At 62.3% G+C, this 25,258-nt stretch carries 28 protein-coding genes and 1 tRNA gene; 17 read left to right on the top strand and 12 right to left on the bottom strand.

All coding sequences use genetic code 11. From position 1 onward, the window contains the following. Positions 1-4 precede the first annotated feature (4 nt). From sufB to FZZ92_RS11070, 4 genes are read left to right on the top strand one after another with little or no spacing between them, the layout of a single operon-like run. Positions 5-1,444, top strand: coding sequence for a Fe-S cluster assembly protein SufB (sufB, locus tag FZZ92_RS11085; RefSeq protein WP_115022526.1), 1,440 nt, complete (start codon positions 5-7; stop codon positions 1,442-1,444). A gap of 42 nt (positions 1,445-1,486) precedes the next feature. Beyond that, positions 1,487-2,275, top strand: coding sequence for a Fe-S cluster assembly ATPase SufC (sufC, locus tag FZZ92_RS11080; RefSeq protein ID WP_166017724.1), 789 nt, complete (start codon positions 1,487-1,489; stop codon positions 2,273-2,275). A gap of 2 nt (positions 2,276-2,277) precedes the next feature. After that, positions 2,278-3,456 carry a Fe-S cluster assembly protein SufD gene (sufD, locus tag FZZ92_RS11075; protein WP_226423232.1) on the top strand — a complete coding sequence of 393 codons (1,179 nt, stop codon included), beginning with the start codon at positions 2,278-2,280 and terminating at the stop codon, positions 3,454-3,456. Then, positions 3,453-4,733 (top strand): SufS family cysteine desulfurase, encoded by a 1,281-nt coding sequence (locus FZZ92_RS11070; protein WP_166017726.1) that lies wholly within the window; start codon positions 3,453-3,455, stop codon positions 4,731-4,733. The genes sufD and FZZ92_RS11070 overlap by 4 nt, the downstream gene beginning before the upstream one ends. A gap of 6 nt (positions 4,734-4,739) precedes the next feature. On the opposite strand, the gene FZZ92_RS11065 is transcribed toward FZZ92_RS11070, so the two are convergent. The 3 genes from FZZ92_RS11065 to FZZ92_RS11055 form a co-directional block, all read right to left on the bottom strand. Then, positions 4,740-4,913: a hypothetical protein gene (locus FZZ92_RS11065; RefSeq protein ID WP_166017727.1), complete on the bottom strand. Its 174-nt coding sequence runs from the start codon at positions 4,911-4,913 to the stop codon at positions 4,740-4,742. Positions 4,914-5,055: 142 nt separating this feature from the next. Continuing rightward, positions 5,056-5,394: an MscL family protein gene (locus FZZ92_RS11060; protein ID WP_166018066.1), complete on the bottom strand. Its 339-nt coding sequence runs from the start codon at positions 5,392-5,394 to the stop codon at positions 5,056-5,058. 94 nt (positions 5,395-5,488) lie between these two features. Further along, positions 5,489-7,402: a prolyl oligopeptidase family serine peptidase gene (locus FZZ92_RS11055; RefSeq protein WP_226398630.1), complete on the bottom strand. Its 1,914-nt coding sequence runs from the start codon at positions 7,400-7,402 to the stop codon at positions 5,489-5,491. Positions 7,403-7,451: 49 nt separating this feature from the next. Here FZZ92_RS11055 and def point away from each other — a divergent pair, with 49 nt between their 5' ends. The 4 genes from def to FZZ92_RS11035 all read left to right on the top strand — a co-directional run bounded on the left by def (position 7,452) and on the right by FZZ92_RS11035 (position 9,107). Continuing rightward, positions 7,452-8,057, top strand: coding sequence for a peptide deformylase (def, locus tag FZZ92_RS11050; RefSeq protein ID WP_226398629.1), 606 nt, complete (start codon positions 7,452-7,454; stop codon positions 8,055-8,057). Between the two features lie 3 nt (positions 8,058-8,060). Further along, complete coding sequence (locus FZZ92_RS11045) at positions 8,061-8,258, top strand: hypothetical protein (RefSeq protein ID WP_115022517.1); 198 nt, start codon at positions 8,061-8,063, stop codon at positions 8,256-8,258. Positions 8,259-8,308: 50 nt separating this feature from the next. Further along, on the top strand, positions 8,309-8,872 hold the full coding sequence (locus FZZ92_RS11040) for a DUF3747 domain-containing protein (protein ID WP_226398628.1): 564 nt from the start codon (positions 8,309-8,311) through the stop codon (positions 8,870-8,872). Between the two features lie 85 nt (positions 8,873-8,957). Beyond that, the gene (locus FZZ92_RS11035; protein WP_166017731.1) at positions 8,958-9,107 is read left to right on the top strand and encodes a hypothetical protein; all 150 of its coding nucleotides are present in this window, start codon (positions 8,958-8,960) and stop codon (positions 9,105-9,107) included. Here FZZ92_RS11035 and FZZ92_RS11030 read toward each other — a convergent pair. After that, the gene (locus FZZ92_RS11030) at positions 9,101-10,648 is read right to left on the bottom strand and encodes a YifB family Mg chelatase-like AAA ATPase (protein WP_226423231.1); all 1,548 of its coding nucleotides are present in this window, start codon (positions 10,646-10,648) and stop codon (positions 9,101-9,103) included. The genes FZZ92_RS11035 and FZZ92_RS11030 overlap by 7 nt on opposite strands. 75 nt (positions 10,649-10,723) lie before the next feature. Here FZZ92_RS11030 and FZZ92_RS11025 point away from each other — a divergent pair, with 75 nt between their 5' ends. The 3 genes from FZZ92_RS11025 to FZZ92_RS11015 are packed head-to-tail and all read left to right on the top strand — an operon-like array spanning position 10,724 to position 13,307. Continuing rightward, the gene (locus tag FZZ92_RS11025) at positions 10,724-11,065 is read left to right on the top strand and encodes a histidine triad nucleotide-binding protein (protein WP_226423241.1); all 342 of its coding nucleotides are present in this window, start codon (positions 10,724-10,726) and stop codon (positions 11,063-11,065) included. 55 nt (positions 11,066-11,120) lie between these two features. Continuing rightward, a complete protein-coding gene (locus FZZ92_RS11020; RefSeq protein WP_226409731.1) occupies positions 11,121-13,097 on the top strand; it encodes an ABC transporter ATP-binding protein/permease in 1,977 nt (658 codons plus the stop codon). Between the two features lie 9 nt (positions 13,098-13,106). Further along, a complete protein-coding gene (locus FZZ92_RS11015; protein ID WP_115022509.1) occupies positions 13,107-13,307 on the top strand; it encodes a chlorophyll a/b-binding protein in 201 nt (66 codons plus the stop codon). Here the strand turns inward: FZZ92_RS11015 and FZZ92_RS11010 are convergent, their stop codons facing one another. Genes FZZ92_RS11010 through psbX form a run of 4 tightly spaced genes read right to left on the bottom strand, consistent with a single transcriptional unit; the run spans position 13,308 to position 15,403 of the window. Continuing rightward, positions 13,308-13,784 (bottom strand): hypothetical protein, encoded by a 477-nt coding sequence (locus FZZ92_RS11010; protein ID WP_226398626.1) that lies wholly within the window; start codon positions 13,782-13,784, stop codon positions 13,308-13,310. It abuts the gene before it with no gap. Next, complete coding sequence (locus FZZ92_RS11005) at positions 13,781-14,311, bottom strand: hypothetical protein (protein WP_226423230.1); 531 nt, start codon at positions 14,309-14,311, stop codon at positions 13,781-13,783. Before FZZ92_RS11005 ends, FZZ92_RS11010 begins: the two co-directional genes overlap by 4 nt. Before the next feature lie 5 nt (positions 14,312-14,316). After that, entirely contained in the window at positions 14,317-15,231 is a 915-nt protein-coding gene (locus tag FZZ92_RS11000) for a Ycf66 family protein (RefSeq protein ID WP_226398625.1), read from the bottom strand. A 49-nt stretch (positions 15,232-15,280) separates the two neighbouring features. After that, on the bottom strand, positions 15,281-15,403 hold the full coding sequence (gene psbX / locus FZZ92_RS10995; protein WP_115022502.1) for a photosystem II reaction center X protein: 123 nt from the start codon (positions 15,401-15,403) through the stop codon (positions 15,281-15,283). Between the two features lie 62 nt (positions 15,404-15,465). On the opposite strand from psbX, the gene FZZ92_RS10990 reads away from it, so the two are divergent. Beyond that, a complete protein-coding gene (locus FZZ92_RS10990; protein ID WP_226423229.1) occupies positions 15,466-15,813 on the top strand; it encodes a YggT family protein in 348 nt (115 codons plus the stop codon). Between the two features lie 2 nt (positions 15,814-15,815). On the opposite strand, the gene accC is transcribed toward FZZ92_RS10990, so the two are convergent. Continuing rightward, a complete protein-coding gene (gene accC / locus FZZ92_RS10985) occupies positions 15,816-17,162 on the bottom strand; it encodes an acetyl-CoA carboxylase biotin carboxylase subunit (protein WP_226423228.1) in 1,347 nt (448 codons plus the stop codon). A 119-nt stretch (positions 17,163-17,281) separates the two neighbouring features. On the opposite strand from accC, the gene FZZ92_RS10980 reads away from it, so the two are divergent. The 3 genes from FZZ92_RS10980 to msrB all read left to right on the top strand — a co-directional run bounded on the left by FZZ92_RS10980 (position 17,282) and on the right by msrB (position 19,086). Further along, positions 17,282-17,363 (top strand) — tRNA-Leu (locus tag FZZ92_RS10980). Between the two features lie 9 nt (positions 17,364-17,372). Next, positions 17,373-18,656, top strand: coding sequence for a glycosyl transferase (locus FZZ92_RS10975; protein WP_226398623.1), 1,284 nt, complete (start codon positions 17,373-17,375; stop codon positions 18,654-18,656). A gap of 28 nt (positions 18,657-18,684) precedes the next feature. Beyond that, positions 18,685-19,086, top strand: a complete 402-nt coding sequence (msrB, locus tag FZZ92_RS10970) for a peptide-methionine (R)-S-oxide reductase MsrB (protein WP_226398622.1) — start codon at positions 18,685-18,687, stop codon at positions 19,084-19,086. Between the two features lie 24 nt (positions 19,087-19,110). Here the strand turns inward: msrB and FZZ92_RS10965 are convergent, their stop codons facing one another. From FZZ92_RS10965 to FZZ92_RS10955, 3 genes are all read right to left on the bottom strand, one after another. Further along, complete coding sequence (locus tag FZZ92_RS10965) at positions 19,111-20,259, bottom strand: PRC-barrel domain-containing protein (protein WP_370631282.1); 1,149 nt, start codon at positions 20,257-20,259, stop codon at positions 19,111-19,113. Positions 20,260-20,349: 90 nt separating this feature from the next. Continuing rightward, the gene (gene smc, locus FZZ92_RS10960; RefSeq protein ID WP_226423226.1) at positions 20,350-23,955 is read right to left on the bottom strand and encodes a chromosome segregation protein SMC; all 3,606 of its coding nucleotides are present in this window, start codon (positions 23,953-23,955) and stop codon (positions 20,350-20,352) included. A gap of 50 nt (positions 23,956-24,005) precedes the next feature. Beyond that, complete coding sequence (locus FZZ92_RS10955) at positions 24,006-24,362, bottom strand: hypothetical protein (RefSeq protein ID WP_166017741.1); 357 nt, start codon at positions 24,360-24,362, stop codon at positions 24,006-24,008. A 59-nt stretch (positions 24,363-24,421) separates the two neighbouring features. Here FZZ92_RS10955 and FZZ92_RS10950 point away from each other — a divergent pair, with 59 nt between their 5' ends. Continuing rightward, positions 24,422-24,844: a YqjD family protein gene (locus FZZ92_RS10950; RefSeq protein ID WP_115093108.1), complete on the top strand. Its 423-nt coding sequence runs from the start codon at positions 24,422-24,424 to the stop codon at positions 24,842-24,844. Then, positions 24,844-25,230, top strand: a complete 387-nt coding sequence (locus tag FZZ92_RS10945; protein WP_166017742.1) for a phage holin family protein — start codon at positions 24,844-24,846, stop codon at positions 25,228-25,230. The genes FZZ92_RS10950 and FZZ92_RS10945 overlap by 1 nt, the downstream gene beginning before the upstream one ends. The last annotated feature ends 28 nt before the right edge of the window (positions 25,231-25,258 follow it).

Below are 25,258 nucleotides of genomic sequence, written 5' to 3'. Positions count from 1 at the left end.
CTGAATGACCAGTACCTCCACACGGGATCTCGTCAGTCAGCCGTACAAGTACGGCTTTGTCACCGAGATCGAGACCGACAAGATCGCCAAGGGTCTCAGCGAGGAGGTCGTTCGTCTGATTTCGGCCAAGAAGGAAGAGCCGGAGTTCCTGCTGCAGTTTCGGCTTAAGGCCTTCCGCCACTGGCTCACCCTGGAGGAGCCTGATTGGGCTGCTCTCGGTTATCCCGAGATCGACTACCAAGACATCGTTTATTACGCCGCGCCCAAGCAGCAGGACAAGAAGGCCAGCCTTGATGAGGTGGATCCGAAGCTCCTGGAAACCTTCGACAAGCTCGGCATCCCGTTGAGCGAACAGAAGCGCCTCAGCAATGTTGCTGTTGATGCTGTTTTCGACAGCGTGTCGATCGCCACCACCTACAAAGAGAAGTTGGCGGAACACGGCGTGGTGTTCTGTTCTTTCAGTGAAGCGGTGAAAGAGCACCCCGAGCTGATCGAGCGTTACCTCGGCACCGTTGTTTCCAGCAACGACAACTACTTCGCCGCCCTGAATTCAGCGGTGTTCAGCGACGGATCCTTCGTCTTCATCCCGAAGGGGGTGGAGTGCCCGATGGAGTTGTCCACCTATTTCAGGATCAATTCCGGGGACACCGGTCAGTTCGAGCGGACCCTGATCGTGGCCGAAGAAGGTGCCTCGGTGAGTTACCTCGAGGGCTGCACCGCCCCGATGTTTGACACCAACCAGCTCCACGCTGCGGTGGTTGAACTGGTGACCCTTGAGGATGCCTCCATTAAGTACTCCACGGTTCAGAATTGGTATGCCGGCGATGAAAACGGTGTCGGCGGGATCTACAACTTCGTGACCAAGCGCGGCCAGTGCCGTGGTGACCGCAGCCGCATCAGCTGGACCCAGGTGGAGACCGGTTCGGCCATCACCTGGAAGTACCCCAGCTGTGTGCTGCAGGGTGCTGATTCAGTAGGTGAGTTCTATTCCGTTGCACTCACCAACAACTGCCAGCAGGCCGATACCGGAACGAAGATGGTCCATGTCGGACCGCGCACCCGCTCCACGATCGTGAGCAAAGGCATCAGCGCCGGACGCTCCAGCAACAGCTACCGAGGCCTTGTGCAAATGGGGCCCAATGCCAAGGGAGCTCGTAACTACAGCCAGTGCGATTCGATGCTGATTGGCGATCAGGCTGCTGCGAACACGTACCCCTACATCCGTTCTCAGCAGCCGCAGGCGGCCATCGAGCACGAGGCCAGCACCTGTCGCATCTCCGAAGACCAGCTCTTCTATCTCCAGAGCCGTGGCATCGGTTTTGAAGAAGCCGTCTCAATGATGGTCAGTGGCTTCTGCCGCGACGTCTTCAACCAGCTGCCCATGGAGTTCGCTGCTGAGGCTGACAAATTGTTGGCCCTCAAACTCGAGGGATCCGTGGGCTGATCCCTGTCTCCACCCTGTCTCTGTTTTTCAACGCCTTCTTCCGTGATTCGCCCTGACGCTGAGCTGCTGCTCGACATCCAAGACCTGCATGCCTCCGTGGAGGACAAGCCCATCCTCAAGGGGGTGAATCTGCAGGTGCGGGCTGGTGAGATCCATGCCGTGATGGGCCGCAACGGCAGTGGCAAGAGCACGCTCTCCAAGGTGTTGGCTGGGCATCCGGCGTATCGAGTCACTGCCGGCACCGTTCGCTACCGCGGTCAGGATCTGTTTGATCTAGAGCCCGAAGAACGGGCGCGTTTGGGGGTTTTTCTCGGATTTCAGTACCCGGTTGAGATCCCCGGCGTTAGCAACCTGGAGTTCCTGCGGGTGTCCACCAATGCTCGGCGGGAGAAAGAGGGGGAGGAGGAGCTCGACACGTTTGCCTTTGAGGATCACGTGCACGACAAGCTCAAGGTGGTGCAGATGGACCCCGCCTTTCTCGAGCGGAGTGTGAATGAAGGGTTCTCCGGTGGTGAGAAAAAGCGCAACGAGATCCTGCAGATGGCGTTGCTTGAGCCTGTGGTGGCGATTCTCGATGAAACCGATTCGGGTCTCGATATCGACGCCCTGCGCATCGTTGCCGGTGGAGTGAACCAATTGGCGACGGAAGACAACGCCACGCTGTTGATCACTCACTACCAGCGTCTTCTTGATGAGATCACCCCGGACTATGTCCATGTGATGGCTGCGGGCCAGATCCTGCGCACTGGCGGACGGGAACTGGCCCTTGAGTTGGAGCAGACCGGATACGACTGGGTGGATCAGGAGCTGGCCACTCAGGGGGCTGCTTGATCATGGGGAGCAGCGTGCTGGCGCCGGTGCAGGAGCGCGGTCGCGCCGCGTTGGAGCACCTCGGTCTGCCCAGCCGCCGGGAAGAGTCCTGGCGACTCACCGACCTCAAGCGTCTTGCGGCTGTGTCGGCGTTGCCGACCAGTGCGTCAACGATTTCAGCACCACTGCCGCCCAGCGTGGAGGGGGTGACCCGTCTGGTGCTCAACGGTTCTGACGATCCCTTGGCAGGGCAGCTCCTCCCGGACGGGATCACGGTTCTCAATGCTGATGAGCTGAAGCAGGCCCTCGGCCACACACTTGATTGCTGCGGTTGCGCCCAGGCCTGGCCGGTGGAGTTCAACCACGCCAAAGCGCAGCAGATCCTGGCCCTCAGGGTGCGGGGGCGCGTGGGTTTGCTGGAACTGGTCCTCGCGGCGGGTGCCGGGTTGAACGCCACCCGGGTGCTACTTCTGCTCGAGGAAAAGGCGGAGCTTGAGTTGCTGCAGGTGTTGTTGGCGGAGGGTGCGTCCGCCCACAGCCACCTGCTGGAAGTGCATTTGGGGCAGGAGGCGCAACTTCGGCATGGGGTGCTGGCCACGGCTGATGGCGCTTCGTCGTTGATGGCGCATTTGGCGGTTGAGCAGGAGCCCCGCAGCTCCTATGCCCTCACCTCGGTCGTTCAGGGCTGGAGCTTTGGACGGGTGGAGCCCCGGGTGGTGCAGGTGGATGGACAAGCGCAGACCGTGCTCAAGGGTTTGGTGGTGACTGGCGCCGAACAGCAGCTGGCCACCCATACCGCGGTGCGTTTCGACGGGCCTGAAGGGGAGTTGGATCAGTTGCAGAAATGCCTGGCCGGTGGCCAATCCCACGCGATTTTCAACGGTGCTATCAGTGTTCCCCGCGATGCCCAGCGCACCAATGCAGCGCAGTTGAGCCGCAACCTGCTGCTGTCTGATCGCGCACGGGTCGACACCAAGCCCGAGCTGGAAATCGTGGCGGACGATGTGCGCTGCGCCCACGGCGCCACCGTGTCTCAACTCCAAGACGATCAGTTGTTCTATCTCCAGAGTCGTGGGATCGCCGCGGCGGAGGCGACCGCGCTGCTGTTGCGCGGGGCCTGCCAGGAGGTGATCGAGCAGCTTCCTGCTGCTGCGCAGGCTTGGCGTCCCCTGGAGCGCGTGATGGGCAGCCTTGCTCCATGACAATCACCGCAAAAGCACGATCTGGTGCGGATTTCGTGGATTTATCCTCTCGATATCGTTCCGACTTCCCGATTCTTGAGCAGTTGGCTCCCGATGGCCGGCCGCTGATATATCTCGATCACGCCGCCACCAGTCAGAAGCCCCGCCAGGTGCTGGAGGCGCTGCAGCAGTACTACAGCTGCGACAACGCCAACGTGCATCGCGGCGCCCACCAGCTCAGTGCCCGCGCCACCGATGCTTTTGAGGCAGCCCGCAGCACGACTGCGGCCTTCGTGGGTGCCGCTACTGCCCGGGAGATCGTCTTTACCCGTAATGCCAGTGAAGCGATCAACCTCGTGGCGCGCACTTGGGGTGACGCAAACCTGAAGGAGGGGGACGAAATTCTCCTCACCGTGATGGAGCACCACAGCAATCTGGTGCCATGGCAGCTCCTGGCCCAGCGCACCGGTTGTGTGCTGCGTCATGTCGGCATCACCGAATCCGGTGAGCTGGATTTGGACGATTTCCAGGCCCAGCTCAGCCAGCGCACCCGGCTGGTGAGCCTGGTGCACATCAGCAATGCACTCGGCTGCTGCAATCCCCTTGATCAGGTGATCCCGGCGGCCCATGCCGTTGGCGCCTGCGTGCTCGTTGATGCTTGCCAGAGCCTGGCCCACAAGCCGATTGATGTGGCAGCGATGGAGGCCGACTTTCTTGTCGGCTCGTCCCACAAGCTCTGCGGGCCCACCGGCATGGGCTTTCTCTGGGCGCGGGAGTCTCTGCTGGAGGCGATGCCTCCCTTCCTCGGTGGTGGGGAGATGATCCAGGACGTCTACCTGGATCACAGCACCTGGGCGGTGCTGCCCCACAAGTTCGAAGCTGGAACCCCTGCCATTGGAGAAGCGGTGGGCATGGGTGCCGCAATTCGTTATCTGCAGGCAGTTGGTCTGGAGGCGATTCAGGCCTGGGAGGCTCAGCTCACCCGGCATCTGTTCAACAGGCTGCAGGCCATTGATGGTGTGCGGGTCTTGGGGCCGACGCCGGATCAGCAGCCCGACCGCGGTGCCCTGGCCACATTCCTTGTGGATGGCGTGCATGCCAATGACATTGCCGCGCTGATTGATGCGTCTGGAATCTGCATCCGCAGTGGTCACCACTGCTGTCAGCCCTTGCACCGTTTGTATGACGTCACGGCTTCAGCCCGGGCCAGCCTGAGCTTCACCAGCACCTTTGAAGAGATCGACCGCTTCAGCGAGGAGCTCGCCTCCACGGTCGCCTTCCTGCGCGAACACAGCTGAGCCGACTCAGGCGGCCAGCTGCTGATCGTTCGAAATGCCTTCGCGTTGCTCCAGGGGGACGACGTTGCCGCTCTGGATGGTGTACTGCACCCAGCGGTAAGACCGCACGCCGGCACGGGGTGCTGCGTTAATCGGTTCAGGGCTGGCGTAGCTGTTGCCGCGATAACGCAGGATCCGCATTAATACTCAGGAAGCTTTGGACACCATCTCAGGCCCGATGCAGTTTCATCCGTTCCATGGGGCACAGGTTGAACGTTCCTGTTGGTTGCTCGCTTAAGCCATCACATTTGCTGAACCCGGTTGTGTGGGTTGTAACCATCTGCTAGCTCAGCCCTGATTCTTCGGTGGATGCTGAGGTTTGCCGCTCAATCCGTTTGATCGCCTTGAGGATGAGGAACAGCATCCAGGCCACCAAGAGGGCTTCGACGATGGTGTCAACTAGCTTCCCAATCTCGATTGCGCCGCCGAAATAGTTGATTTTGAGATCTTCGAAGCTGCCCTTGGGAACAAAGGGGTTCAGGAGTGGCATCAAGAGGTCTTTAGTGACTGAATCAACGATTCTTGTGAATTGTTGCCCCACAATGAATGCAATTGCGACCGTCAGAGCACTGCCCTTGGTGAAGAAGAACTCGATAAATTCTCGGCGCCAACGTTGAAGCATGATCTGAACATTGATGTCTTTTGATCCTATGGGAAGTTTGTATTTGTTGCTTATTTGTCTCGATCTGTCGTGATTTGATGATGACCTCTGGTCTTCACTTCCGCTGCTCCGCCAGGCCCAGTTGACGCCGAAAAAAGGCTTCGGTTTCTTCCAGAACCTGGATTTGTGTGGCTTGGTTGCGGAAGCCATGGCCTTCGTCATCGAAGAGCTGCACCTCCACCGGTATGCCGTTGCTGCGCAGGGCTTCGGCCATGCGCTCGGTCTGTTCCGGAGGCACCACCTTGTCTTTTAACCCCTGGAAGAACAGCACCGGACAGCGGATTTGATCCGCATGTAGCAGGGGCGATCGCTTCTCATAGAGATGACGTTCCGTTGGCCATGCCCCCACCAGACCATCGCAGTAGCGCGCCTCAAACCGGTGGGTGTCTTCGGCCATGGCGGTGAGATCACACACCGCATAGCGGCAGGCACCGGCCTGGAACACATCGGTAAAACACAGAGCCGCCAGGGTGGTGAACCCGCCAGCACTCCCACCTTCGATGGCGATCTTGTCGGGATCAGCGCGACCGGAGTCGATCAAGGCCCGGGCTGCTGCGGCGCAGTCGGCCACATCCACCACCCCCCAGCCACCGTTCAGCCGCTCCCGGTAATCCCGGCCGAACCCCGTTGAGCCGCCGTAATTCACATCCACCACGCCCCAGCCACGGGAGGTCCAGTACTGGATCGCCAGGCTGAGGCCGCGGCGGGCCATGGCCGTTGGTCCGCTGTGGCTTTTCACCAGCAGTGGGGCTGCCCCTGGTGGTTTGCCGCTGGGGGGGTAGTACCAGGCATGGGTGCGTTCCCATTGGTGGCCGTTGAACCACAGCGGTTCGGCCACGCTGATCTCTTCTGCCGCCAAGGGGGCTGGTATGGCAGGGCTGTGGCTCCAGATTGGGGTGGTTGGTCGCAGGTCGAGTTCCAGCAGTCCGGCCACGCTGGTGCCGTTGCTGGCCACGGCCACGGCGCGGCCTTGGCAGGCGCTCAATCCCGCCAGATCATCAAAGGGCTGCGGCAACGGTTGCACGCTTCCATCCAGACTGAGCCGTTGAAATGACCAGGCCCCGCGGCTGCACACGGCTGCAATCAGCTGTTCGCCATCCCAAGCCGTGGTGCTCATCCCATAGATCCATTGGGGCATGGCTGTTTCAGCGGCCATCGGCCAGGGCCTTTCCCAGTCGGCATCGGCGCTGGGTTGGAGCATCAGATTCCACCAACCCGTGCTGTCTTCCGCCACAAGCAACTGTCCGTCGGACAGCCACTGGGGTTGAAACACCGAGACGCCGTCGCCCCCGGCTAACTGACGGGGCTGGAGCAGCCCGCCCGTGTCGCTGAACCCCGCGCACCACAGACTGCTGCTGTCCCAGGGCATGGCGGGTTGCTGCCATTCCACCCAGGCGAAGCGCTGGCCATCGGGGCTCAAGCAGCCATAGCCGGCAAAGTCCGCCGGTTGGTGCAGCAGCAACGGGTTCTGATCGGCCCCGCTCAACGCCAGGCTCACCAGCTCGTCACGGCCCTCGACTTCACGGATTCCGATCCAGCGCTGCCTGGGTAGATCGAGCACGCCATCCGCCAGCTCCCAGTTGCCCTCCCGGCTGAGCCGTTCGGCTGCTGCCAGGGGGGTGGGATGGTCTGTGTTGGTCTTTGGCAGGCGCCAGTCCTGACGCCAGACGCAGCCGCTGTCGATCCAGGTCAGGATCAGCCTGTCCTGCTCCACAGCAGTGGCGAGCACCCCGCCGCCGTAGTCATGCACGCGACTGCGCAGGTTGCTGGGGGCCGGCGTCAGCTCCAGAGGGTCCGCTTCGGAATCGCCGAAACGGCGAATCAAGGCTGTGGTGCGGCCCCGTTCCTGGGGACGTTGCTCCAGCCAGATCAGCCACACCGTTGCATCTGGTCCACTGACCAGTACCGGTTCCTTGAGCCCCGGCAAACGGCCGACGGCATGCTGCGCGGATAACGGAACGGCTCCCATGGCGGCTGAATTAGGCCGCTTACCATGCTGAATCAACGCGGCGTTGGCCTTGGCAGGAAGCTTTGCAGAGTTGGCCCGTCAGGCCGACAAGTCGCGGGACACGATGCTGGTCCCCAAAACCGCCCTTGAAACTCCGCCGTTGGAGATTCACACCCTGGGCGATGAAGTCCTGCGAAAGTCGGCGCGTCGCATCGGCAAGGTGAATGAGCAGGTGCGGGAGCTAGCCCGCGACATGCTGCGCAGCATGTACACCGCTAAGGGCATCGGTCTGGCGGCACCTCAGGTGGGGATCCATCAGCAGCTGCTCGTGATTGATCTCGACTTGGAGAATGCGGCCACACCGCCTCTGGTGTTGATCAATCCGGAAATCAGTGCGGCCAGTGCCGGGCTCGATACCTATGAGGAGGGCTGCCTCAGCATTCCTGGGGTGTATCTCGATGTGGTGCGCCCAACGGCGATTGAAGTGAGCTTTCGCGATGAGATGGGTCGGCCCCGCAAGATGAAAGCCGATGGCTTGATGGCCCGCTGCATTCAGCATGAGATGGACCATCTCAATGGCGTGTTGTTCGTCGATCGCGTCACCGATGAAGACGGTCTGCAGAAAGAGCTCCAGGAGAAGGGCTTCGAGCGCCAACATGTTCGGAGCGTCGCCTGAGCCATGCCAATGAAACCCTTGGCCGGCGTTTTCCTGGCCCTTGCCTGTGTTCTTGGCATTGCCAGCACAGGTTGTGTCTTCGAACTGGCCTATGGCGATCCCGACCTCGGGGTCAAAGCCACCAGTTGGATCTTGGCCCTTGCGGCCCCCGCAACCGTTGGCACCCTGCTGGTCGCCATACGCCTCAATAAACCGGCCTGATCGGGGGCGACCGATTCAGGCATCACTTTTACGATCCGCTCAGTTCCTCCATGGACGTGATGGCACGCTTTCGAACCGTGGCTGCTGCTGGCCTAGCTCTCGCAGCGACCTCGGTACCAGTGGCCTTGGCCCAGGGCTCTCTGTTCACGGCGGTGCCCGTGGAGATGAGCAACTTTGTTCTGGTGTCGGCTCCCATCGGCCAGGGGCAACGCTCGCAGTTGAACATCTACGAACAGCGGACCACGAAACGCCCGTGTTTTGCGGTGGGTGCTGGCTCGCCGGCGATGGTGGATCCCCTGCTGTCCAAGTTTGATTTCACCGGGGTCTGCAACCGTTACATCGACGGCAACGGCTATTCCCTGCGCATCGGTGGTGATGACCTTGGCACCCGTTATCGGCTCAGCGTGGTGAACAGCGGCAGTGATATTGAGTTGCTGGCGACACCGACCCGCAATCCCTCCCAGCCAACCCTGCTCGTCGCCCGGGCCGGCGGGGCCGCCAGTGGCTTTGTTCAGCTGAAGCTTGAGCCGGGGTGGACCCTGAAGCGACGGGCCTACGGCAAGAAAAGCCTGGGCCATCTCTACGTCTATCGAGACAGCGCACCGACTCCCTGAGCTGAGAGGGGACTAAACCGGTCAAAACACCTGTTGTCGAGACCTGTCAGTGAATTCACACTGAAGGAAGACCCAGGAGGCCGTGATGAAAACCACAGTTGTGCAATGGTTTGAGTGGTTTGGTGAAGCGATGACCCATGCGCTGGGGTCGCTCAACGACCGCCATCTCCAGCCCCCGCCGATCGGCACCCAGCCCTACCGGGATACACCGGACAAGCGGGCGCGCAACTACTGAGGTTCAGGTCCCCTCAGCAGATCGGTGCAGCGGTAGCAGCTCGCTTCCGCCACGGCATTGCGGTTAACAGATGACTGATCGTTCAGATCAGCAATGGTCCGTGCCACCCGCAACAGCTGAAGACTGCTGCGGGTGCTCAGGCCGCGTTGTTGGATCAATTGTTCCCATAGATCCAGCGCCGCAGTCTCGATTGCTCCGCTCTGCCGCAGCGCTTTTGCCGACAGTCGGCCATTGCGGCAGCCGGCGGGATTGCGGCTCTGCATCCGCTGGCGGGCCCGTTGAATCCGTGTTGGGCTGCACCAGGACTCGGTGACTTTCGACGGGCCGTGAGGATTCAGCACGTTCGCCATCTCCTTGGCGGAGCGCCGTTCGAGCCGCAGTTGTAGGTCGAGCCGATCCAGGAGCGGGCCTGAGAGCCGCTGCCAGTACCGCTGGCGCTGGCTGATGCTGCAGCGACAGCCATGGTCGCGATCGCCATGCCATCCGCAGGGGCAGGGATTTGTGGCTGCCACCAAGGTGATCAAGGCGGGGAAGACAGTGCTGTGCTGGGAGCGGCTGATCTGTACGGCGCCTTCCTCCAGGGGCTGCCGCAACTGATCCAGCACTGTTCGCGGAAATTCCGCTAGCTCATCGAGAAAGAGCACACCACCGTGGGCCAAGCTGAGTTCGCCGGGACGGGGCGAGCGTCCTCCCCCCAGCAAGGCGGCTGCGGAGCAACTGTGATGGGGCGATCGAAAGGGGCGTTGCTGCTGCAGTTGATCGATGTCATGGAGATGTCCGGCGATCGAATGGATGCGTGTGATGGTGAGCGCTTCCTTCCGGCTCAGGGGCGGCAGCAGGTGTGGCAAGTGATGGGCCAGGCGGGTCTTGCCGCAGCCGGGGGGACCCACCAGAAGGAGATGGTGGCCGCCTGCAGCGGAAAGGGCCAAGCCCCGTGAAGCCAGGCTTGTCTCAATGGATGGCAAGGGCTCCGGGCTGTTGATGCGGCCTGATGCTCGGGAGCCGCTGCAACCGATGACGGGCCAGGGTTGCTCTCCTTTGAGTTGCAGAACCAGCTCCCGCAGGTTGGGCGCGGTGTGGATTGGCAGCCCCTCAATCAAGCTGGCTTCGCTGGCATTGGCGGGAGGGATCACCAGGGCTCGGGCCTGCTGCTGATGGGCCTGGTCGGCGAGGGCGATCACCCCGCGACAGGGCCTGAGGCTGCCGTCGAGACCCAATTCGCCAGCACACCAGAGGCCTTCCAGCTGAGGGCGGGCGAGCTGCCCGCTGGCCACCAACAGCGCCAAGGCAATCGGGAGATCAAAGGAGGGGCCTTCCTTGCGTAGATCGGCCGGAGCCAGGTTGATCACCACGCGAACCAGGGGGCCGCGGAAGCCGCTGTTGCGCAGGGCGGAGCGGACGCGCTCCCGCGACTCCTGAATGGCCTTGTCTGGCAGGCCCACCAGCTGGACGCCCGGCAGGCCTGGGGCGAGATCCACTTCCACCACCACAGGCCTGGCCTCCAGACCTTGTAGGGATGCACTGAGACAACGTGCCAGCATTCTGAAGTGGGTGACGCAGGAGATTCATGCCCTTGCTGTCACACCGGTATGGCTGTTCCTTCGTTCTCAAGGCCCATGGCAGACGACACGATCTTCGGCAAGATCCTTCGCGGCGAGATCCCGTGCGATGAGGTCTATAGCGATGAGAAGTGCCTGGCCTTTCGGGATGTCGCCCCCCAGGCACCGGTGCATGTGCTGGTGATTCCCCGCAAGCCGATCGAGAGCCTGCGCTCCGGTGCTGCAGAGGATGCTCCCCTGCTGGGCCATCTGCTGCTGGTCGCTGCTCGGGTCGCCAAAGAGGAGGGGCTGGACGACTTCCGCACGGTGATCAACAGCGGTGCCGGTGCTGGCCAGACGGTGTTTCACCTTCATGTGCATGTGATCGGTGGGCGTTCTCTGGCATGGCCCCCCGGCTGATGCTGACGGCGAAGCAGCGCAATGGCCGCCAGACTGAGCACAGTTCAGCAGTGGCATGACCCACCAGCTTCAGAACCTGCGGGATCAGGCCGCCAAGCTGCGTCGACTTTCGCAGCCCTACTTCTTTCCATACACCGAAGACAACGGTTGGCAGTTCATCGGACTTCTGGTGAGCCTGCTGTTCTGTGTGGCCGGGATCGTGCTGTTCCTGGTCACCGGGCTGATGAATGGCCTGTCCTGGCTTCTGCCGGAGTTGACCGGTCAGTACCTCGGTGGCGTCCAGTCCTCCCTGGCCATGCTCTGGTCCCGTGGATGGGGGACGGGCATCAGTGCCCTGTTCGTGCTGGGGGCTGTGGTGTTCGCCTCCGTGCGGGGCCAGCTGCGGCACCGCCGCTGGCTGCCTTGGCTGTTTCTCGGTTTGATCATCCTGATGCTGTTGAGTGTGAACGGCATCAATGCCGGCATCACATTCATCGCTAGGGATCTCACCAATGCGTTGATCTCCAAGGACGGGGATGCGTCCTACCGCAATCTCTGGGTTTATGGCGCCTGTTTTGCGGTTGCCCTGCCGATTCGCAGTCTGCAGTTTTATTTCACCCAGAAGCTGGGTCTGTTCTGGCGGGAATGGTTGTCGCTGAGTTTGGTGGACGACTACCTCCGGGATCGGGCGTATTACGTCCTCAACCCCAACGATGAGGCGGCCACCAACGTTGATAACCCTGATCAGCGCATTTCAGAGGATGTTCGTGATTTCACGGCTCAAGCCCTTGGCTTCGCACTCAATATCTTTGATTCGATTCTCACCTTTTCTCTCAATATCCTCATCCTTTATTCGGTGAGTGAGGGCTTGACTTTCGCTCTGTTGGCCTATGCCGCTGCTATTTCGGTCTTGATGATTGTTGCCGGTCGCAAGCTGGTGCGTCTGAACAATTTTCAGTTGCGTTTCGAAGCGGATTACCGCTATGGCCTTGTTCGGGTAAGGGATAACGCCGAATCGATTGCTTTCTATGCAGGTGAACAGCAGGAAGCCAAGGAGGTGACGCGTCGCTTGGCCACTGTTGTTGAGAACTTTAATCTTCTGATCGTCTGGGAGGTGTTGCTGCGTGTGCTGCAGCGTTCCAGCATCTACGCCAGTAATTTCATCCCTTATCTGATTCTTGCTGCGCCGATTCTGGCGGGTGAGATGGATTACGGCGGGTTCGCTCAGGCGAATGTTGCTTACAACCTGGTTGAGGGATCGCTCTTCTTCATTGTCTACAACATCGAAGCGCTGGCCCGATTCTCGGCATCAATTAACCGGCTGGAAGGTTTCCAGTCGAATATCTCGAACCTGGATCGTGAGGAGTGGAGTGATTTCGCTCCGCGGATTGTGCCGTCCGACCGTTTGGCGCTTCAAGGGGTCACGGTCAAAACACCGCGGACCGACAACGTGCTGGTGCGCGATCTCAGCTTTTCGCTCGACACCTCTGAAGGCTTGCTTGTGGTCGGGCCCTCTGGCTGTGGCAAGACCTCATTGCTGCGGGTTGTGAGTGGGTTATGGGGGTCACCCACAGGCACTGTGTATTCCCCAGGGCAGGGGGACCTTCTGTTCATTCCGCAGAAGCCTTATATGGCTCTGGGATCGCTCCGCGAACAGCTCTGTTACCCATTGGATCAGGCCCGTTTCAGCGATGAACAGCTGCGGGCCGTTCTGGATCAGGTGATGCTCGCGAAATTGCTGCAGCGTTACCCCGACCTCGATATCAAGCAGGACTGGCCGCGGTTGCTCTCTCTGGGAGAACAGCAGCGGCTGGCATTTGCCAGGTTGCTGCTGAATTCCCCCAAGGTCGTGGTGCTTGATGAAGCCACCAGTGCCTTGGATGTCGACACTGAATCCCGTCTTTATGCGCTGCTGCGCGAACGCGAGGTGGCTTTCATCAGCGTTGGTCACCGGCCGACCTTGAAGGAGTTCCATGACACCGTTCTCGAGTTGAGTGGAGATCGCGACTGGCGGCTGATCCCGGCGACCAGCTATGACTTCGAACGTTCCTGAACCGGCCGGATGACCTCCACAAGCGAGACGCCTGATTCCACGTCTGTTCCGGAGACGTCCGCCACCACCAACGATGTACCGGCATTCGGTTGGAGTGGGTATGCCGAGCGCGTAAACGGCCGTTTCGCCATGGTGGGTTTTGTCGCGGTGCTCTTGATCGAGGCCCTCAGCCGCGACACCTTTCTCCACTGGGCGGGGTTGCTGCCCTGATCAGGGCAGACGAATCAGATCCACATCCCAGCGTCCGTTTCGGCTCACCTGCACCGCCAGACGTCGGCCTGCTCCGTCCAGGCTGACACTGCGGGGCACGCCCGGTGGATCCAGAGGCAGCCGTTGTGTTGCGCCCACGTTGCGGCGATAGAGCACCAGTTCCGTGCGGCCATCGCGTTGCTGGACGACGGCCAAGCGCTGCCCATCCGCACTGACGCTGACGCTGATGGGTTGGGCGTCAGCACGGTTGAGGCCTGGCAGCGGGACAGGGCTGCGGTTGCGAAGGTCGATCAGTTCGACCCGTTCCCGCCCATTGCGTTGGCCAAGGCTGGCTAACCAGCGTCCCCCCAGGGATGGATCCCGGCGACTGTTCACCGACTGGCGCAGAAGGCCGTTGAGATCGGGCCGGGGTGTGGGTCTGGGACTGCTGCAGCCCGTCATCAGCACCAGGCTGCAGATCAGAGCAACGCGGATCATGGCTCTGACGACAGTGTTGGCGTGGAGAGGCTCTGGCCCGGTGGACGGTCTGGTTCGAGTACTTCACTCAGATCCAGCAGTTCCACGCGCCACCGGCCCTGATCTGTCACCTGGAGAGCGATTTGCTGTGCATCTGGCGCGAGGCTGAGCAGCACCGGGTCCCGTCCCCCCGGCAGCGGCAGGGGATGCATTCGTCCATTCAGGCGGTCGGTCACCACCGCGAGGCTGCGGCGACCACGCTGGGTGATGACGGCCAGGTAGCGACCGTTCCAGCTGAGGGAGGGGGAGCTGTGGGGCTGATGACGGCTCAGCTGCGGAACGGACACCACGGATCCGTCGCTGAGGCGGCGCAGCTGCACCGTGGGTCTGCCGCGGCGATCGCTCACGACCGCCAACCATTCACCACTGCCACTCAGGGCGGGTGCCTGCTGACTGCTGCCGAACAGGGCTCCACCGGCCCGTTCTTGGCGACCGTTGCAGCCCATCAGCGCCAGGCTGGCCAGGAGAAGGAGCAGCGGGCGACGCAAGTGGCTCAGTCGTCAAAGCGGGAGCTGTTGTCCCGAGGGCTGCCGGAAGACGGCCTTGAGCTGCGGGGGGGTTGACGGCTACTGGTCGGGCGATTCGAGGCCAGCGGCGGTTCAGCAGAACGCCTTGACTCTGTTGTCGCAACCGGGTTGGCTCCGGGACGTCCCCGGTTCAGTGATGCGCTGCGGCTGGGACTGAAGGCGGCATCCTCAGCGCCGGACGGGGCGGGTTCGCCGGCAGGACGTTCAGAGCGGCCCGTAGGACGGCTGCCGCGGCGTTGATCGTCCCGCTCCGATCGTCTGGATCCAAAATCGGGGCGTTGCTCATCACGGGCTTCTCCGGCCCGGAAGCGGGCCATGCGGCGGGAGCGTTCACTGTCTTGTTCCCAGCCGGAATCCGTTGGGTTGCGACCCATGGAGCGACGGCTGGCTGCCTCTTCAGGGATCGCGGCGCGGCTGGTGCGGCGCGGTCTGTAGAACTCCTCTTCAGGTCGCTCTTCAGGGTCGTCGTCGCGGCCGGAGAAACGCCGCCGCACCGGCTGGGGTTCATCGAAACGGTCGTAGCCGTCATCCCAGCCCCCGCGCAGTCCACCAGGACCATCGCCGCGATCAGGGGCGGGCTCGTCATCGAAATAGGCGGAACGCCGCGCTTGCTCGGTGGCGACGCCACGCAAGCGCACGCTTTCGTAAGCGAAGAAAACGGTTGTACCCGCTAGGAGGAATTGGCCGAACTGCAAAATCGGGTCAAGACGCCATCCCTGGAAAAAGAGGATGCCTCCGCAAAGCAGTCCAATCGCTGCGAAGAAGACGTCGTAGTCCCGAGCCAGGGCTGGTTTGAACGTCCGCATGAAATAGAGCAGAGCTCCGCCGACGGCCAACACGATGCCGACGATGCTGGCCCAGTTGAGACTGGCGTTAACCAAAACTCTGATCCCACTAGGGGCTCAGTCTACGAGGGGCGCCAGGGGCAGGTCAGAGTTTGCGGTCGAGACGGTCGGTCTGGCTCAGCAGGATCAGCGCGATGGTCGCGGGAACAACAACGATCACACCTCCCCAAACGAGGCTGCTCAGGAAGTTGGAGAGGGAGGGGGTCATGGGGTTGCTGCTGTCTGCATCAAAGCCGCGCTGATCCTAAGGAGCTATGTCGGCTTTCTACGATGACGGGACGATTTGCTTTGAGCTTTGTGACGCCGCTGCTGCTGCAGGTCCTGCCAGTTGTTCATCTTCTTCTTGGTCTGCTGTTGGCAGCCTGGACCCTGGCGTTTCTGCTTCGCATCGTGCTCACTTGGTATCCCCAGGTGGACTTGAACCAAGGCGCTTGGCCCGTGGTGGCCTGGCCGACGGAGCCTGTGCTGGCGCTCAGCCGCCGCGTGATCTCCCCGATTGGTGGGGTCGATGTCACCCCCGTGATCTGGGTTGGATTGATCAGCCTCGTGCGTGAGTTGCTCGTTGGTCAGCAGGGGCTTCTGTCTCAAATTCTGATGCACGCTCAGGCGGCAGCCTGAGTTCAGGGAAGCATCTCCTGCTCGACGAACTTGGTGTGGATGTCGCCGTTGATGAATTCAGGCCGATCCAGCATTTCGAGATGAAATTCCACCGTTGTCGGAATTCCGGTGACGGCACATTCGTTTAGGGCCCGTTTCATCCGGGTCATGGCGTGGTCGCGGTCTTTGCCCCAGACGATCAGCTTGCCAATCAAGGAGTCGTAGAAGGGCGGGATGTCGTAGCCGGTATAAACGTGGCTGTCGACGCGCACGCCTGGTCCCCCGGGGGGCAGCCATCCTGTGATTCGTCCAGGGGCGGGGCGGAAGTTATGGCGTGCATCCTCCGCGTTGATCCGGCATTCGATCGCATGGCCGGTGAGCTGGATCTCTTCCTGGTGCACGCTGATGGGTTCGCCACCGGCGATGCGCAACTGCTCGGCAATCAGATCAACACCCGTGACCATTTCGGTCACCGGATGCTCCACCTGGATGCGGGTGTTCATCTCCATGAAGTAGAAGCCCCCACTGCGATCAAGCAGGAATTCCACCGTTCCAGCTCCCTCGTAATTAATGCTGCGGGCGGCAGCAACTGCGGCTTCACCCATGCGCAGCCGCAGTTCTGGATCCAGGGCCGGGCTGGGGGCCTCCTCCAGCAGTTTCTGGTGACGACGCTGAATCGAACAGTCGCGTTCTCCCAGGTGCACCACATTGCCGTGGCGGTCGGCCAGCACCTGCACTTCCACGTGGCGGGGCCGGTCGATGAATTTCTCCATGTAGAGCCCAGGGTTGCCAAAAGCGGCTTCCGCTTCGCCTTGGGCCGCCTTGTACAGGCTTTCCAGTTGACTGGCGTCCGGCACGAGCCGCATGCCGCGTCCGCCACCGCCGGCGGTGGCCTTGATCATCACGGGATAGCCCATCTCCTCGGCAAGGGCCGCCGCCTGGTTCGTGCTGCTGAGCAGACCTTCGCTGCCGGGAACCGTGGGGACACCCACCGATTGCATCGTCGTTTTGGCGGTCGACTTGTCCCCCATCGAGCGAATCGCGTGGGGTGACGGTCCAACGAAGGTGAGGCCGTGATCACGGCACATCTCGGCAAACTTGTCGTTCTCGGCCAGAAAGCCGTAGCCGGGATGGATGGCGTCAGCGCCGCGGGAGGTGGCCGCCGCCAGGATGTTGGGGATGTTGAGGTAGCTCTTGCTGCTCAGCGCCTCGCCGACGCAAACCGCTTCATCCGCGAGCTGAACGTGGAGTGCGTCTTTGTCGACTGAGCTGTAAACCGCCACGGTGGCGATGCCGAGCTCGCGGCAACTCCGAATGATTCGGAGAGCAATCTCGCCGCGGTTGGCGATCAGCACTTTGCCGATGGGCATCCCGCAGCATCTTCAGGCCTGACGCCGGATCGTATCAGCGCCGACCGATCAAGCCGAAAGCAAAGACCCCGCCCGGTATGATCTGACGTCGACAGAGCCCGAGCGGTGAAGTCGACCACGCGGATGTGGTGGAATTGGTAGACACGCACGTTTGAGGGGCGTGTGGCTTCGGCCTTGCGAGTTCAAGTCTCGCCATCCGCACTTTTTCTCTTGGCCCGTCCCCGCGCAGCAGAACCTGGACCGGCCGTCGTTCTTGTTTCAAACGGTCCCGGTGAGCTGACCACATGGGTCCGCCCACTGGCGGAACGTCTGCATGCCAGCCTCCGCCTTCGTCCACGGTCCTCTACGGCCGCGGCGTCCTTGCATTTGGTCCTGGTTCCCTGTCCCAATGCCACCGGGCAGGAGCCCATGGCGGCAGAGCCCTGGGGCTTGTTTGAGCGCATCGTGCCGGCACGGCGTTTCTGGTCGCTGTTGTTGCGCCCGCAGCGGTACGGCCCCTGGCCCCGGCGGGGTGTGGTGGTGTTCCTGGGAGGAGATCAGTTCTGGACCGTTCTGCTCTCTGCTCGACTTGGGTATCGCCACATCACCTATGCCGAATGGGTGGCGCGCTGGCCGGGCTGGAACGACCGGATCGCGGCCATGTCGGAGGCGGTTCAGCGCCAGCTTCCGGTTCGTTATCAGTCCCGATGCCGTGTGGTTGGGGATCTGATGGCGGATTTGTCATCCTTCGCCCGTCGGGAGGATCCCCTGCCTGAAGGCCAGTGGGTGGCCCTGCTGCCGGGCTCCAAGCCGGCAAAGCTGTGCGTGGGCATGCCATTTCTGCTCGACACCGCCGACCGCCTGGCTCGATTGCAACCCGAATGCCGTTTCTTGCTCCCGTTGGCTCCCACCACAAGCGTGGCGGAGCTACTCCGTTTTGCCGGTGGATCCAATCCAATCGCTGCCCGTTACAGCGCTTCCGTCGCGTCGGTTGACCAAGAGGAGTTGGTCACCGAGTTGGTGACGGCGGCGGGGACGCGGATTCGTCTGTTGCAGCAGCATCCGGCCCACGGGGCCTTGAGCCAGTGCGCCCTGGCCCTGACCACCGTTGGTGCCAACACGGCCGAGCTTGGAGCACTGGCTGTGCCGATGATCGTGATTGTTCCCACCCAGCACCTTGAGGTAATGCAGGCCTGGGATGGTGGGCTCGGGCTGCTGGCGCGCTTGCCGGGCTTGCGGCGTCTGATTGGGGTCTTGCTGACCCTCTGGCGTCTGCGGAACAACGGTCTGATGGCCTGGCCCAACATCAGTGCTGGCCGCGCCGTGGTCCCGGAGAGGGTGGGGGCGATCACGCCGGAGCAGATCGCGCTGGAAGCATGCGACTGGCTGAATGCTCCCGAGAGGCTGGAGGGCCAGCGGCAGGATCTCCAGGCGTTGCGGGGGGATCCAGGGGCGGTGGCTGCCCTGGCTGCAGAGGTGAGGGCATTGCTCCCCCGCGAGCTCAGCTCTTCTTAGGCTGAATAGGCTGCTAAATCCGACGTCCATGACCCCGTCCAATCCGGTCGAACGCAGTGCAGAGGAGTGGAAGCAATCCCTGACGCCGGAACAGTTCCAGGTGGCTCGTTGCGGCGGTACTGAGCGTGCTTTCACCGGTGCTTATTGGAACAACAAGGCCACCGGGATGTATCACTGCATCTGCTGTGGATCGCCGTTGTTCAGTTCTGACGCCAAATTTGACTCGGGCACCGGCTGGCCGAGTTTCTGGGACGGTGTGAGTTCCGATGCGATCAGCACCAAACAGGATCTGACCCACGGAATGGTGCGCACCGAAATCAATTGCGCCCGCTGTGATGCCCATCTAGGGCATGTCTTTGCTGATGGCCCCGCCCCTACAGGCCAGCGCTACTGCGTCAACAGCGCATCTCTTGACTTCAAGTCGGCCTGATCGTCTCCCCGCCCTCCGGCTCGCTCACCAGGGGTCGTCCAGATCCTGGGTCCCGCGCTGAGGAGCTGAGTCTTCCATCGGTTCCACATCCAGGGGTTCACCGGACTGCTGAACAGCACGGCGGGAGGCTGGCATGGCGCGCCTGGGCGGCTGCTCCTGATATGCCGGCTCTTCCTGGTAGGGAGGCTGCTCCTGATAGGCAGGCTGCTCCTGATAAGCAGGTTGTTCCTCGTAACGCGCTGGTTCGTCGTAGGCGGGGGGTTGCTGCTGCTCGTAGGACCGCGGTCGTTCAGTGGAGCGGTCGTTTCTGACGTTGTCCCGCTCGTCGTACCGCGGCCGTTCCTCGTAGCGCCGCTCGTCATACCGCTGGGGCTCATCGAGGTAACGGCGTTGCTGCATGGCCTCCTGCCGCCGATCCTCCAGTTCCACGTATTCGAGTTCCGCATCAGTATCAAGCCTTTCAGCTTCTGAGGCCTGGAGGCGCCGTTGTTCCTGCTCCTGGGGTTGTCCAGAAGTGAGCTGGTTTTCCACGGGCACCAAGTTGACCCGATAACGCTCCCGCTCTTGCTCTTCCCAGCTGGGGCCACCGACTCCAAGTTTCTCCAGCACACCGCTGTTCAGCTGTTTCAGCTTGTCTTCGGCTCCCTCGTAAACAATGATCCGATCCGGGCCACTACTGACGATCTCCTCCACCGGCATTTCCCAGGTGCTCAGCACTCCTTCCCCCAGTAGGGGCACGCCGAGGGCTCCCATCACAAGGGTGGTCAGTTCTCCGGTTTCGATGTCGAAGGCGAAGCCGAGCACCCGACCCAGCTGCTCACCGGATTCGGTGATCACCTGGCAGTTAATGACCCGGCTGTATCGCTCGGGATTGAAGTTCTCACTCAGGGAGTCGGCGGAATCCACCAGGATCACGTCTCCCACCTGACGGATCCGGTCCAGCGGCATCCAGCGCGGCAGGCCGGGCAGAAAACGGGTCAGTGGATTGTCCCGCAGACCGACGGCGACCACCTCACGGCGGTCGATATCCACGATCACTTCACCGACCACCCCCAGGCGGCGGCCGGTGTCGCGGGTGATCACTTGGGTGCCCATCAGTTCAGAGCGCAACCAGAGGCGATCGCTGGGTACGCCAGTGGTGATGGCTTCAGTCGGGGAAGGGGTCGGGGTCAAGCGCGGGCCCTCGGCCATGGACAGTCAGGCCATTGTGGCGCAGGGGTTCCGACTGTCACGTTCAGGTTGCACAGCGAAAACGTCGATCGTTCAGGCGGCATCCGGCAAACCCACCACCTGGGTGTGGGCGCCGCGGGCCTGTGTCACTCCAATGGTGCGCTGGGCCGCGCCGATCATCGGGCGGCGATGGCTGACCACCATGAACTGTGCCGCCTCGGCCTGACGGGCGATCAGGGCGGCAAGGCGCTCCACATTGACGCCGTCCAGGAAGCTGTCCACCTCATCCAGGGCATAGAAGGGCGACGGCCGGAAGCGCTGCAGGGCAAACAGGAAGCTGAGAGCGGTGAGCGATTTCTCACCACCTGACATCGAGGCCAGGCGCCGTACGGTCTTGCCCTTGGGATGCGCCACCAGGGTGAGGCCACCTTCCAGAGGATCGTCCGGGTTCTCCAGCTGGAGGTGGCCATCACCATCAGAGAGCGAGGCAAAGATCTCGCGGAAATGGCCATCCACGGCGGTGAAAGCTTCCATGAAGGCGTCCTGACGCAGCGTGGCCACGGTTTCGATCCGCAGCAGAAGCTCTTCCCGCTCGCTGTTGAGCACATCGAGCCGCTCGTTCAGTTCGTTGAGCCTCTGTTCGAGGGCCTCAAGTTCTTCCAGCGCCAGCATGTTGACGGGCTCCAGCGCTTCCATGCGTTGCTGGATCGCCTGCAGATCGGCTTGTAAGGCCTCTAGGCCAGACAGTCGCAAGGCCTCCGGGATCTCAGGTCTGGGATCCGGCAGGGCCTGTTCCATCTCCTGGAGGCGCACCGCACCGCTGCGCTGCTCTTCGATTAACCCTTCCCGGTCTTCCTTGAGCCGTTCCAGATTCCACTCGGCCTGCTGCAGGGCCTGACGCTGCCGGCCCACCTCGGCTTCCGCGGCATCCCTGGCCCGGCGCTGGCTGCCAAAGCGTTCCTGCAGGTCGCTCTGCTGCTGCTCCAATTGTTGACGCTTCTGCTGAAGGTCGCTTTGCTGCTGGCGCCAGGCGCCATGGGCGCTGGCCAGGGCCTTCACAGCCTCCTGCAGCCGGGTCTCCTCTGCGGCCAGTGCCTTCTCCTGATCCCCCAGCCGTTCGATCGCCAGCTGTCTCTCGCGGCGGGCGTTCAGCAGCTGGTCCCGCTCGCTGCGGGCCGTCTCCAGCCGTTGGTCTGCGTCTTCCTGCTCCTTCTGTAGTTGGGCCCAGGCCGCGGCATCGTCATTGCTGCCGCTGTTCCGCTCAGCCTCATCCAGGGCTTGGAGCTCCACTGTCAGGGGGGCGAGCTCACGGCTGATCGATTCGAGCCGCTGCTGTTGTTCCGTCTGGTCCTGCTGCAGTTTGCTGAGCCTTTCAGCCCGCTGGCGGCTGCGCTCGAGCAGGGGACCGTGGTTCCGCCGGGCCGCATTGCGCTCGGCGATCAGAGCGGCTTGTTGCTGCTCGAGCTGGCGCAGCTGGGGTTTCTGCTGCTCCATCAGTTGCGCCAGCTTCGACTCCTCCCGCCGACAGGCCACCAGGGATTCACCCAGTTCCAGCAGGCGACGACGCAGGGGCTCGGCCTCGTCCTGATCACTGCTGCGACCGAAACTGAGGCTGCTGCTGCGCTGGGAGAAGCTGCCGCCGGTCATCGCGCCGCTTTTTTCCAGCAGCTCCCCATCCAGGGTCACAGCCCTGGAGCGGCCCAACTGTTGACGGGCGCTGGCCAGGTCGGAGAACACCTGGGTGTCGCCGAAGACGTAAGCGAACACCTGGTCGTACACCGGCTCGAAGCGCACCAGTTCCACAGCTCGACCGATCAGTCCAGCGCCGCTGTCCCCTCCCGGGCGTGCCCCCCTGGCAAAGGCGGCTGAGCCGCCCCCCCCGGGTGAGCGGATCTTGTTCAGGGGCAGGAAGGTAAGCCGGCCGGCACGGCGGCTCTTGAGCAGCTCGATGGCGCGGGCAGCGATGCGGTCGTCGTCGACCACCACCTGTCCGAGACGGGCCCCAGCCGCCACTTCAAGGGCGAGGCGATGGCGATCCTCCACCTCCCCCAGCTGGGCCACAGGGCCATGGATGCCATCGAGGCCGGCCTCCAGTAACAGGCGAAGGGCACCGGTGCCGCGGCTTTCCTGAAGGGCATCACGACGGCTCTCCAGACGAGCGATCTCCCGTTCCAAACGGGTTTGTTCCTGTTCAAGCCGGCTGCGGGTGCGCTGTTGGATGGCCAGGGAGTCGGCCGTTTGCTGGAGCTCCTGTTTGCCATCGGCAATGGCTTGAAGAAGGGTTTGCCAGGTCTCCTCCAGGGTCTCGAGTTGCTGCTGCACGGCGGCACCGTCGGAGCCGTCCTGCTGCTGTTCCTCGGTGAGCTCCTCAAGACGCTCCCGTTCCTGACGCAGCCGTTCCTGCAACTGCTGTTGCTCCTCCAGCAAGGGAGCGACGCTGCTCTGTAAGTCCTGACGGCGGCCACTGCGGCGCTTTTGTTCCTCCACCCAGGCGCCGGAGCGGCCGGCAACATCCGCCAGTCGGCGGCGGGACATCTCAACCGACGCCTCAGCGGCTTTGCAGTTGTCTTCAGCGGCGTTCAGGGCATCCTGATTGGGGTCGCGCTCCAGCTCCCGCGACTGCAGCTGCCACTGCTGGCGACGGGTGGCGAGGTCATGGCGCTGTCCCTGCAGTTTCTGGCCTTCGTCCTGGTGGAGGGTGGCCTGGCGTTCAAGTTCCCGGCTGCTCGTGTCGAGGCCAGCCAGTTCTGCCTGAACTGCAAGCAGTTGGTCTTCTCCCAGGGCCTTGACCTGCTCCTGCAGCAGTTCCAGTTCGGCCACAGCCTTGTTCAGTTGCTCCCGGCCACTGGCGATGGCCGCAGCGTCGCGCTGTTCCTGGGCTTCCAGAGCCTGTTGGCGCGTGGCCAGATCCTTCAGGGCTTGCTGGGCTGCCTCGAAGGCCAGCACCATTTCCTGGCGGCGTCCCAGCTGTAGCCGTTCCCTTAACTCCTGGTACTGGCGGGCCTTGGCGCAGTCCTTCTCCAACCGTTGGCGGCTGGTCAGCAATTCCTGCTCAATGATCCGGCAACGCTCTTGGCGCTCCTGCACGTCATCGAGCTTGCGGCGGGTCTGTTCGATCCGGGTGTCGAACAGGGCGACACCGGCCAGCTCATCGATGAGGCCGCGGCGGTCCCGGTTGCTCATTGAGACGATGCGGGTGACGTCCCCCTGCATCACCACATTGCTGCCTTCGGGATCGATCCGGAGTCGTCGCAACTGGGTCTGCAGCTGCTGCAGATTGCAGGACACTCCGTCAGCGCTGTAGCTGGAGCTATAGGAGCCACCCGGCATCACCCGCAGCTTGCGGGTCACCGTCCACTCGGTTTGCCCCGGTTGAATCCAGGGGCCTTCCGCCGGTGCGTCGAGGCCTTCCTCGGCGGCATCAGGTGACCAGTCGCTGAGATCGAAGCGAACACTGACGCTGGTTTCGGCGGCCTTGCCAGCCTTGAGCATGCCGCTGTTGACCAGGTCCGGTAAGCGGTCGGCCCGCATGCCGCGACTGGTGGCAAGGCCTAGGCAGAACAGAACGCCGTCGAGGATGTTGCTCTTGCCGGAACCGTTGGGTCCGGTCACAACGGTGAATCCCTCCTCAAGAGGGATTGTCATCGCTCCGCCGAACGACTTGAAGTGCGTAAGCCCAACCTGATTGATATGAACCAACAGGATCTGGGGCTGTCAGCAGGCCGAAACTAGCGGAGCTCACGAAAAGCTCAAGGGATCGTTAACGAGCAGTTTCCGTCGGCGATGCGTAGGCAGCCCTGAAGGTCGCCCTGGAGCTGCAGGGTTACGTCTGCATCCGTGGCGTTTGGAAGTTCGCCGCTGTAGCTCCCGGCATGGATCCGTTCGGCCCAGCCCCGGTTGCCCGAAACGGCGGCACTGCGTGGTTCCAGCCAGACCCGCCGATGTGGTGGCAGGGGAACCGCCGGTTGCCCCCCTGCGTTCGGGCGCGGCACGGTCGCGAGGCGCCAGGTTCTGCAGCTGTCCCCATGCTCAAGTAGCAGATCGATATGGCATCCGCTGGGGTCGTCCGGTGCTCCGGTGTGACGCAGTAGGGCGTATCGCGGCAAAGACTTTCCCTCAGCCTTCAGTCTCCCTACCCTTTTAGAGGTTTCTGCCACCGGTCTTTATGGCCTCGACACCGCCGCAGTCCAACGGCAGATTCGAGCATCACTTCCGTGAGCGGTTCGACAGCCTGCTCCCCACCATCCAAGAGCGTTGGCCGGATTTGGCCCATCACACCCTGGAAGCGACCCGGGGAAGTGTGGATGAGCTTGTTCGTCTGATCGAAGCGAATACAGGCCTAACGCCTCAAGGAGTGCGCGATCAACTTGAGGATCTTCTCCATAACGCGGGTGATCGCAGCCGCGACTGGGCCGACAGTCTTGACCCGCTGGAAGAGCAACTGGAACAGCTGCTGGATGAGTTGAACAGCACGCTGCGGCCAAAAATTGAGGCGCCTGTGCGTCAGAGACCGCTTCTGGCCGTCGGTGTTGCTCTAGGTGTTGGTTTGCTGCTGGGCAGCATGCTTCGTGGAGGACGGCGTTCCTGATGGCCGATCAGAACTCTCCGCGTGGATTTGGAGCAGCCGCCAGGGTCACGGCGCTGGCGGCGTCTGTCATGGACCTGCATGTGCGTATTGCTCTGCAGGAGGTGGATCGGGAAAAACGCCGATTGATCAGCGGTGGTTTGTTCCTCGCCATCGGAGGCACCGCCATGTTCCTGGCGTTGTTGGCGGGAGAAGCGTCGTTGCTGCTTTGGATTCAGGCCGAGTGGGGGCTGGATTGGATCCGCGCGCTGCTGACCCTTTCCATTGCCAATCTTGTGCTGGCTGGCATCAGTTTGCGCATCGGTGGGCAGGTTTTGAAGGGGCCTTTCTTGCCCCAGACGCTTGAGGGCCTGATGAAAACTGTGCGTGCGGTGATGGGGCGGGTCTGAACCGGCCCAGCGCGGTAGACGCATCGTC

Source organism: Synechococcus sp. MU1611 (assembly GCF_020514255.1).
Taxonomy (GTDB): domain Bacteria; phylum Cyanobacteriota; class Cyanobacteriia; order PCC-6307; family Cyanobiaceae; genus Parasynechococcus.
Note: the sequence above shows the minus strand (reverse complement) of the source record. Positions and strands in the feature narration are given on the sequence as shown.

Excerpts from the sequence above, each read along its gene's own strand:
- sufB (WP_115022526.1), top strand. The coding sequence starts at position 5 with ATGACCAGTACCTCCACACGGGATCTCGTCAGTCAGCCGTACAAGTAC.
- sufD (WP_226423232.1), top strand. The coding sequence starts at position 2,278 with ATGGGGAGCAGCGTGCTGGCGCCGGTGCAGGAGCGCGGTCGCGCCGCG.
- FZZ92_RS11070 (WP_166017726.1), top strand. The coding sequence starts at position 3,453 with ATGACAATCACCGCAAAAGCACGATCTGGTGCGGATTTCGTGGATTTA.
- FZZ92_RS11065 (WP_166017727.1), bottom strand. The coding sequence starts at position 4,913 with ATGCGGATCCTGCGTTATCGCGGCAACAGCTACGCCAGCCCTGAACCG.
- FZZ92_RS11060 (WP_166018066.1), bottom strand. The coding sequence starts at position 5,394 with ATGCTTCAACGTTGGCGCCGAGAATTTATCGAGTTCTTCTTCACCAAG.
- FZZ92_RS11055 (WP_226398630.1), bottom strand. The coding sequence starts at position 7,402 with ATGGGAGCCGTTCCGTTATCCGCGCAGCATGCCGTCGGCCGTTTGCCG.
- FZZ92_RS11045 (WP_115022517.1), top strand. The coding sequence starts at position 8,061 with ATGCCAATGAAACCCTTGGCCGGCGTTTTCCTGGCCCTTGCCTGTGTT.
- FZZ92_RS11040 (WP_226398628.1), top strand. The coding sequence starts at position 8,309 with ATGGACGTGATGGCACGCTTTCGAACCGTGGCTGCTGCTGGCCTAGCT.
- FZZ92_RS11035 (WP_166017731.1), top strand. The coding sequence starts at position 8,958 with ATGAAAACCACAGTTGTGCAATGGTTTGAGTGGTTTGGTGAAGCGATG.
- FZZ92_RS11030 (WP_226423231.1), bottom strand. The coding sequence starts at position 10,648 with ATGCTGGCACGTTGTCTCAGTGCATCCCTACAAGGTCTGGAGGCCAGG.
- FZZ92_RS11025 (WP_226423241.1), top strand. The coding sequence starts at position 10,724 with ATGGCAGACGACACGATCTTCGGCAAGATCCTTCGCGGCGAGATCCCG.
- FZZ92_RS11020 (WP_226409731.1), top strand. The coding sequence starts at position 11,121 with ATGACCCACCAGCTTCAGAACCTGCGGGATCAGGCCGCCAAGCTGCGT.
- FZZ92_RS11015 (WP_115022509.1), top strand. The coding sequence starts at position 13,107 with ATGACCTCCACAAGCGAGACGCCTGATTCCACGTCTGTTCCGGAGACG.
- FZZ92_RS11010 (WP_226398626.1), bottom strand. The coding sequence starts at position 13,784 with ATGATCCGCGTTGCTCTGATCTGCAGCCTGGTGCTGATGACGGGCTGC.
- psbX (WP_115022502.1), bottom strand. The coding sequence starts at position 15,403 with ATGACCCCCTCCCTCTCCAACTTCCTGAGCAGCCTCGTTTGGGGAGGT.
- FZZ92_RS10990 (WP_226423229.1), top strand. The coding sequence starts at position 15,466 with ATGACGGGACGATTTGCTTTGAGCTTTGTGACGCCGCTGCTGCTGCAG.
- accC (WP_226423228.1), bottom strand. The coding sequence starts at position 17,162 with ATGCCCATCGGCAAAGTGCTGATCGCCAACCGCGGCGAGATTGCTCTC.
- msrB (WP_226398622.1), top strand. The coding sequence starts at position 18,685 with ATGACCCCGTCCAATCCGGTCGAACGCAGTGCAGAGGAGTGGAAGCAA.
- FZZ92_RS10950 (WP_115093108.1), top strand. The coding sequence starts at position 24,422 with ATGGCCTCGACACCGCCGCAGTCCAACGGCAGATTCGAGCATCACTTC.
- FZZ92_RS10945 (WP_166017742.1), top strand. The coding sequence starts at position 24,844 with ATGGCCGATCAGAACTCTCCGCGTGGATTTGGAGCAGCCGCCAGGGTC.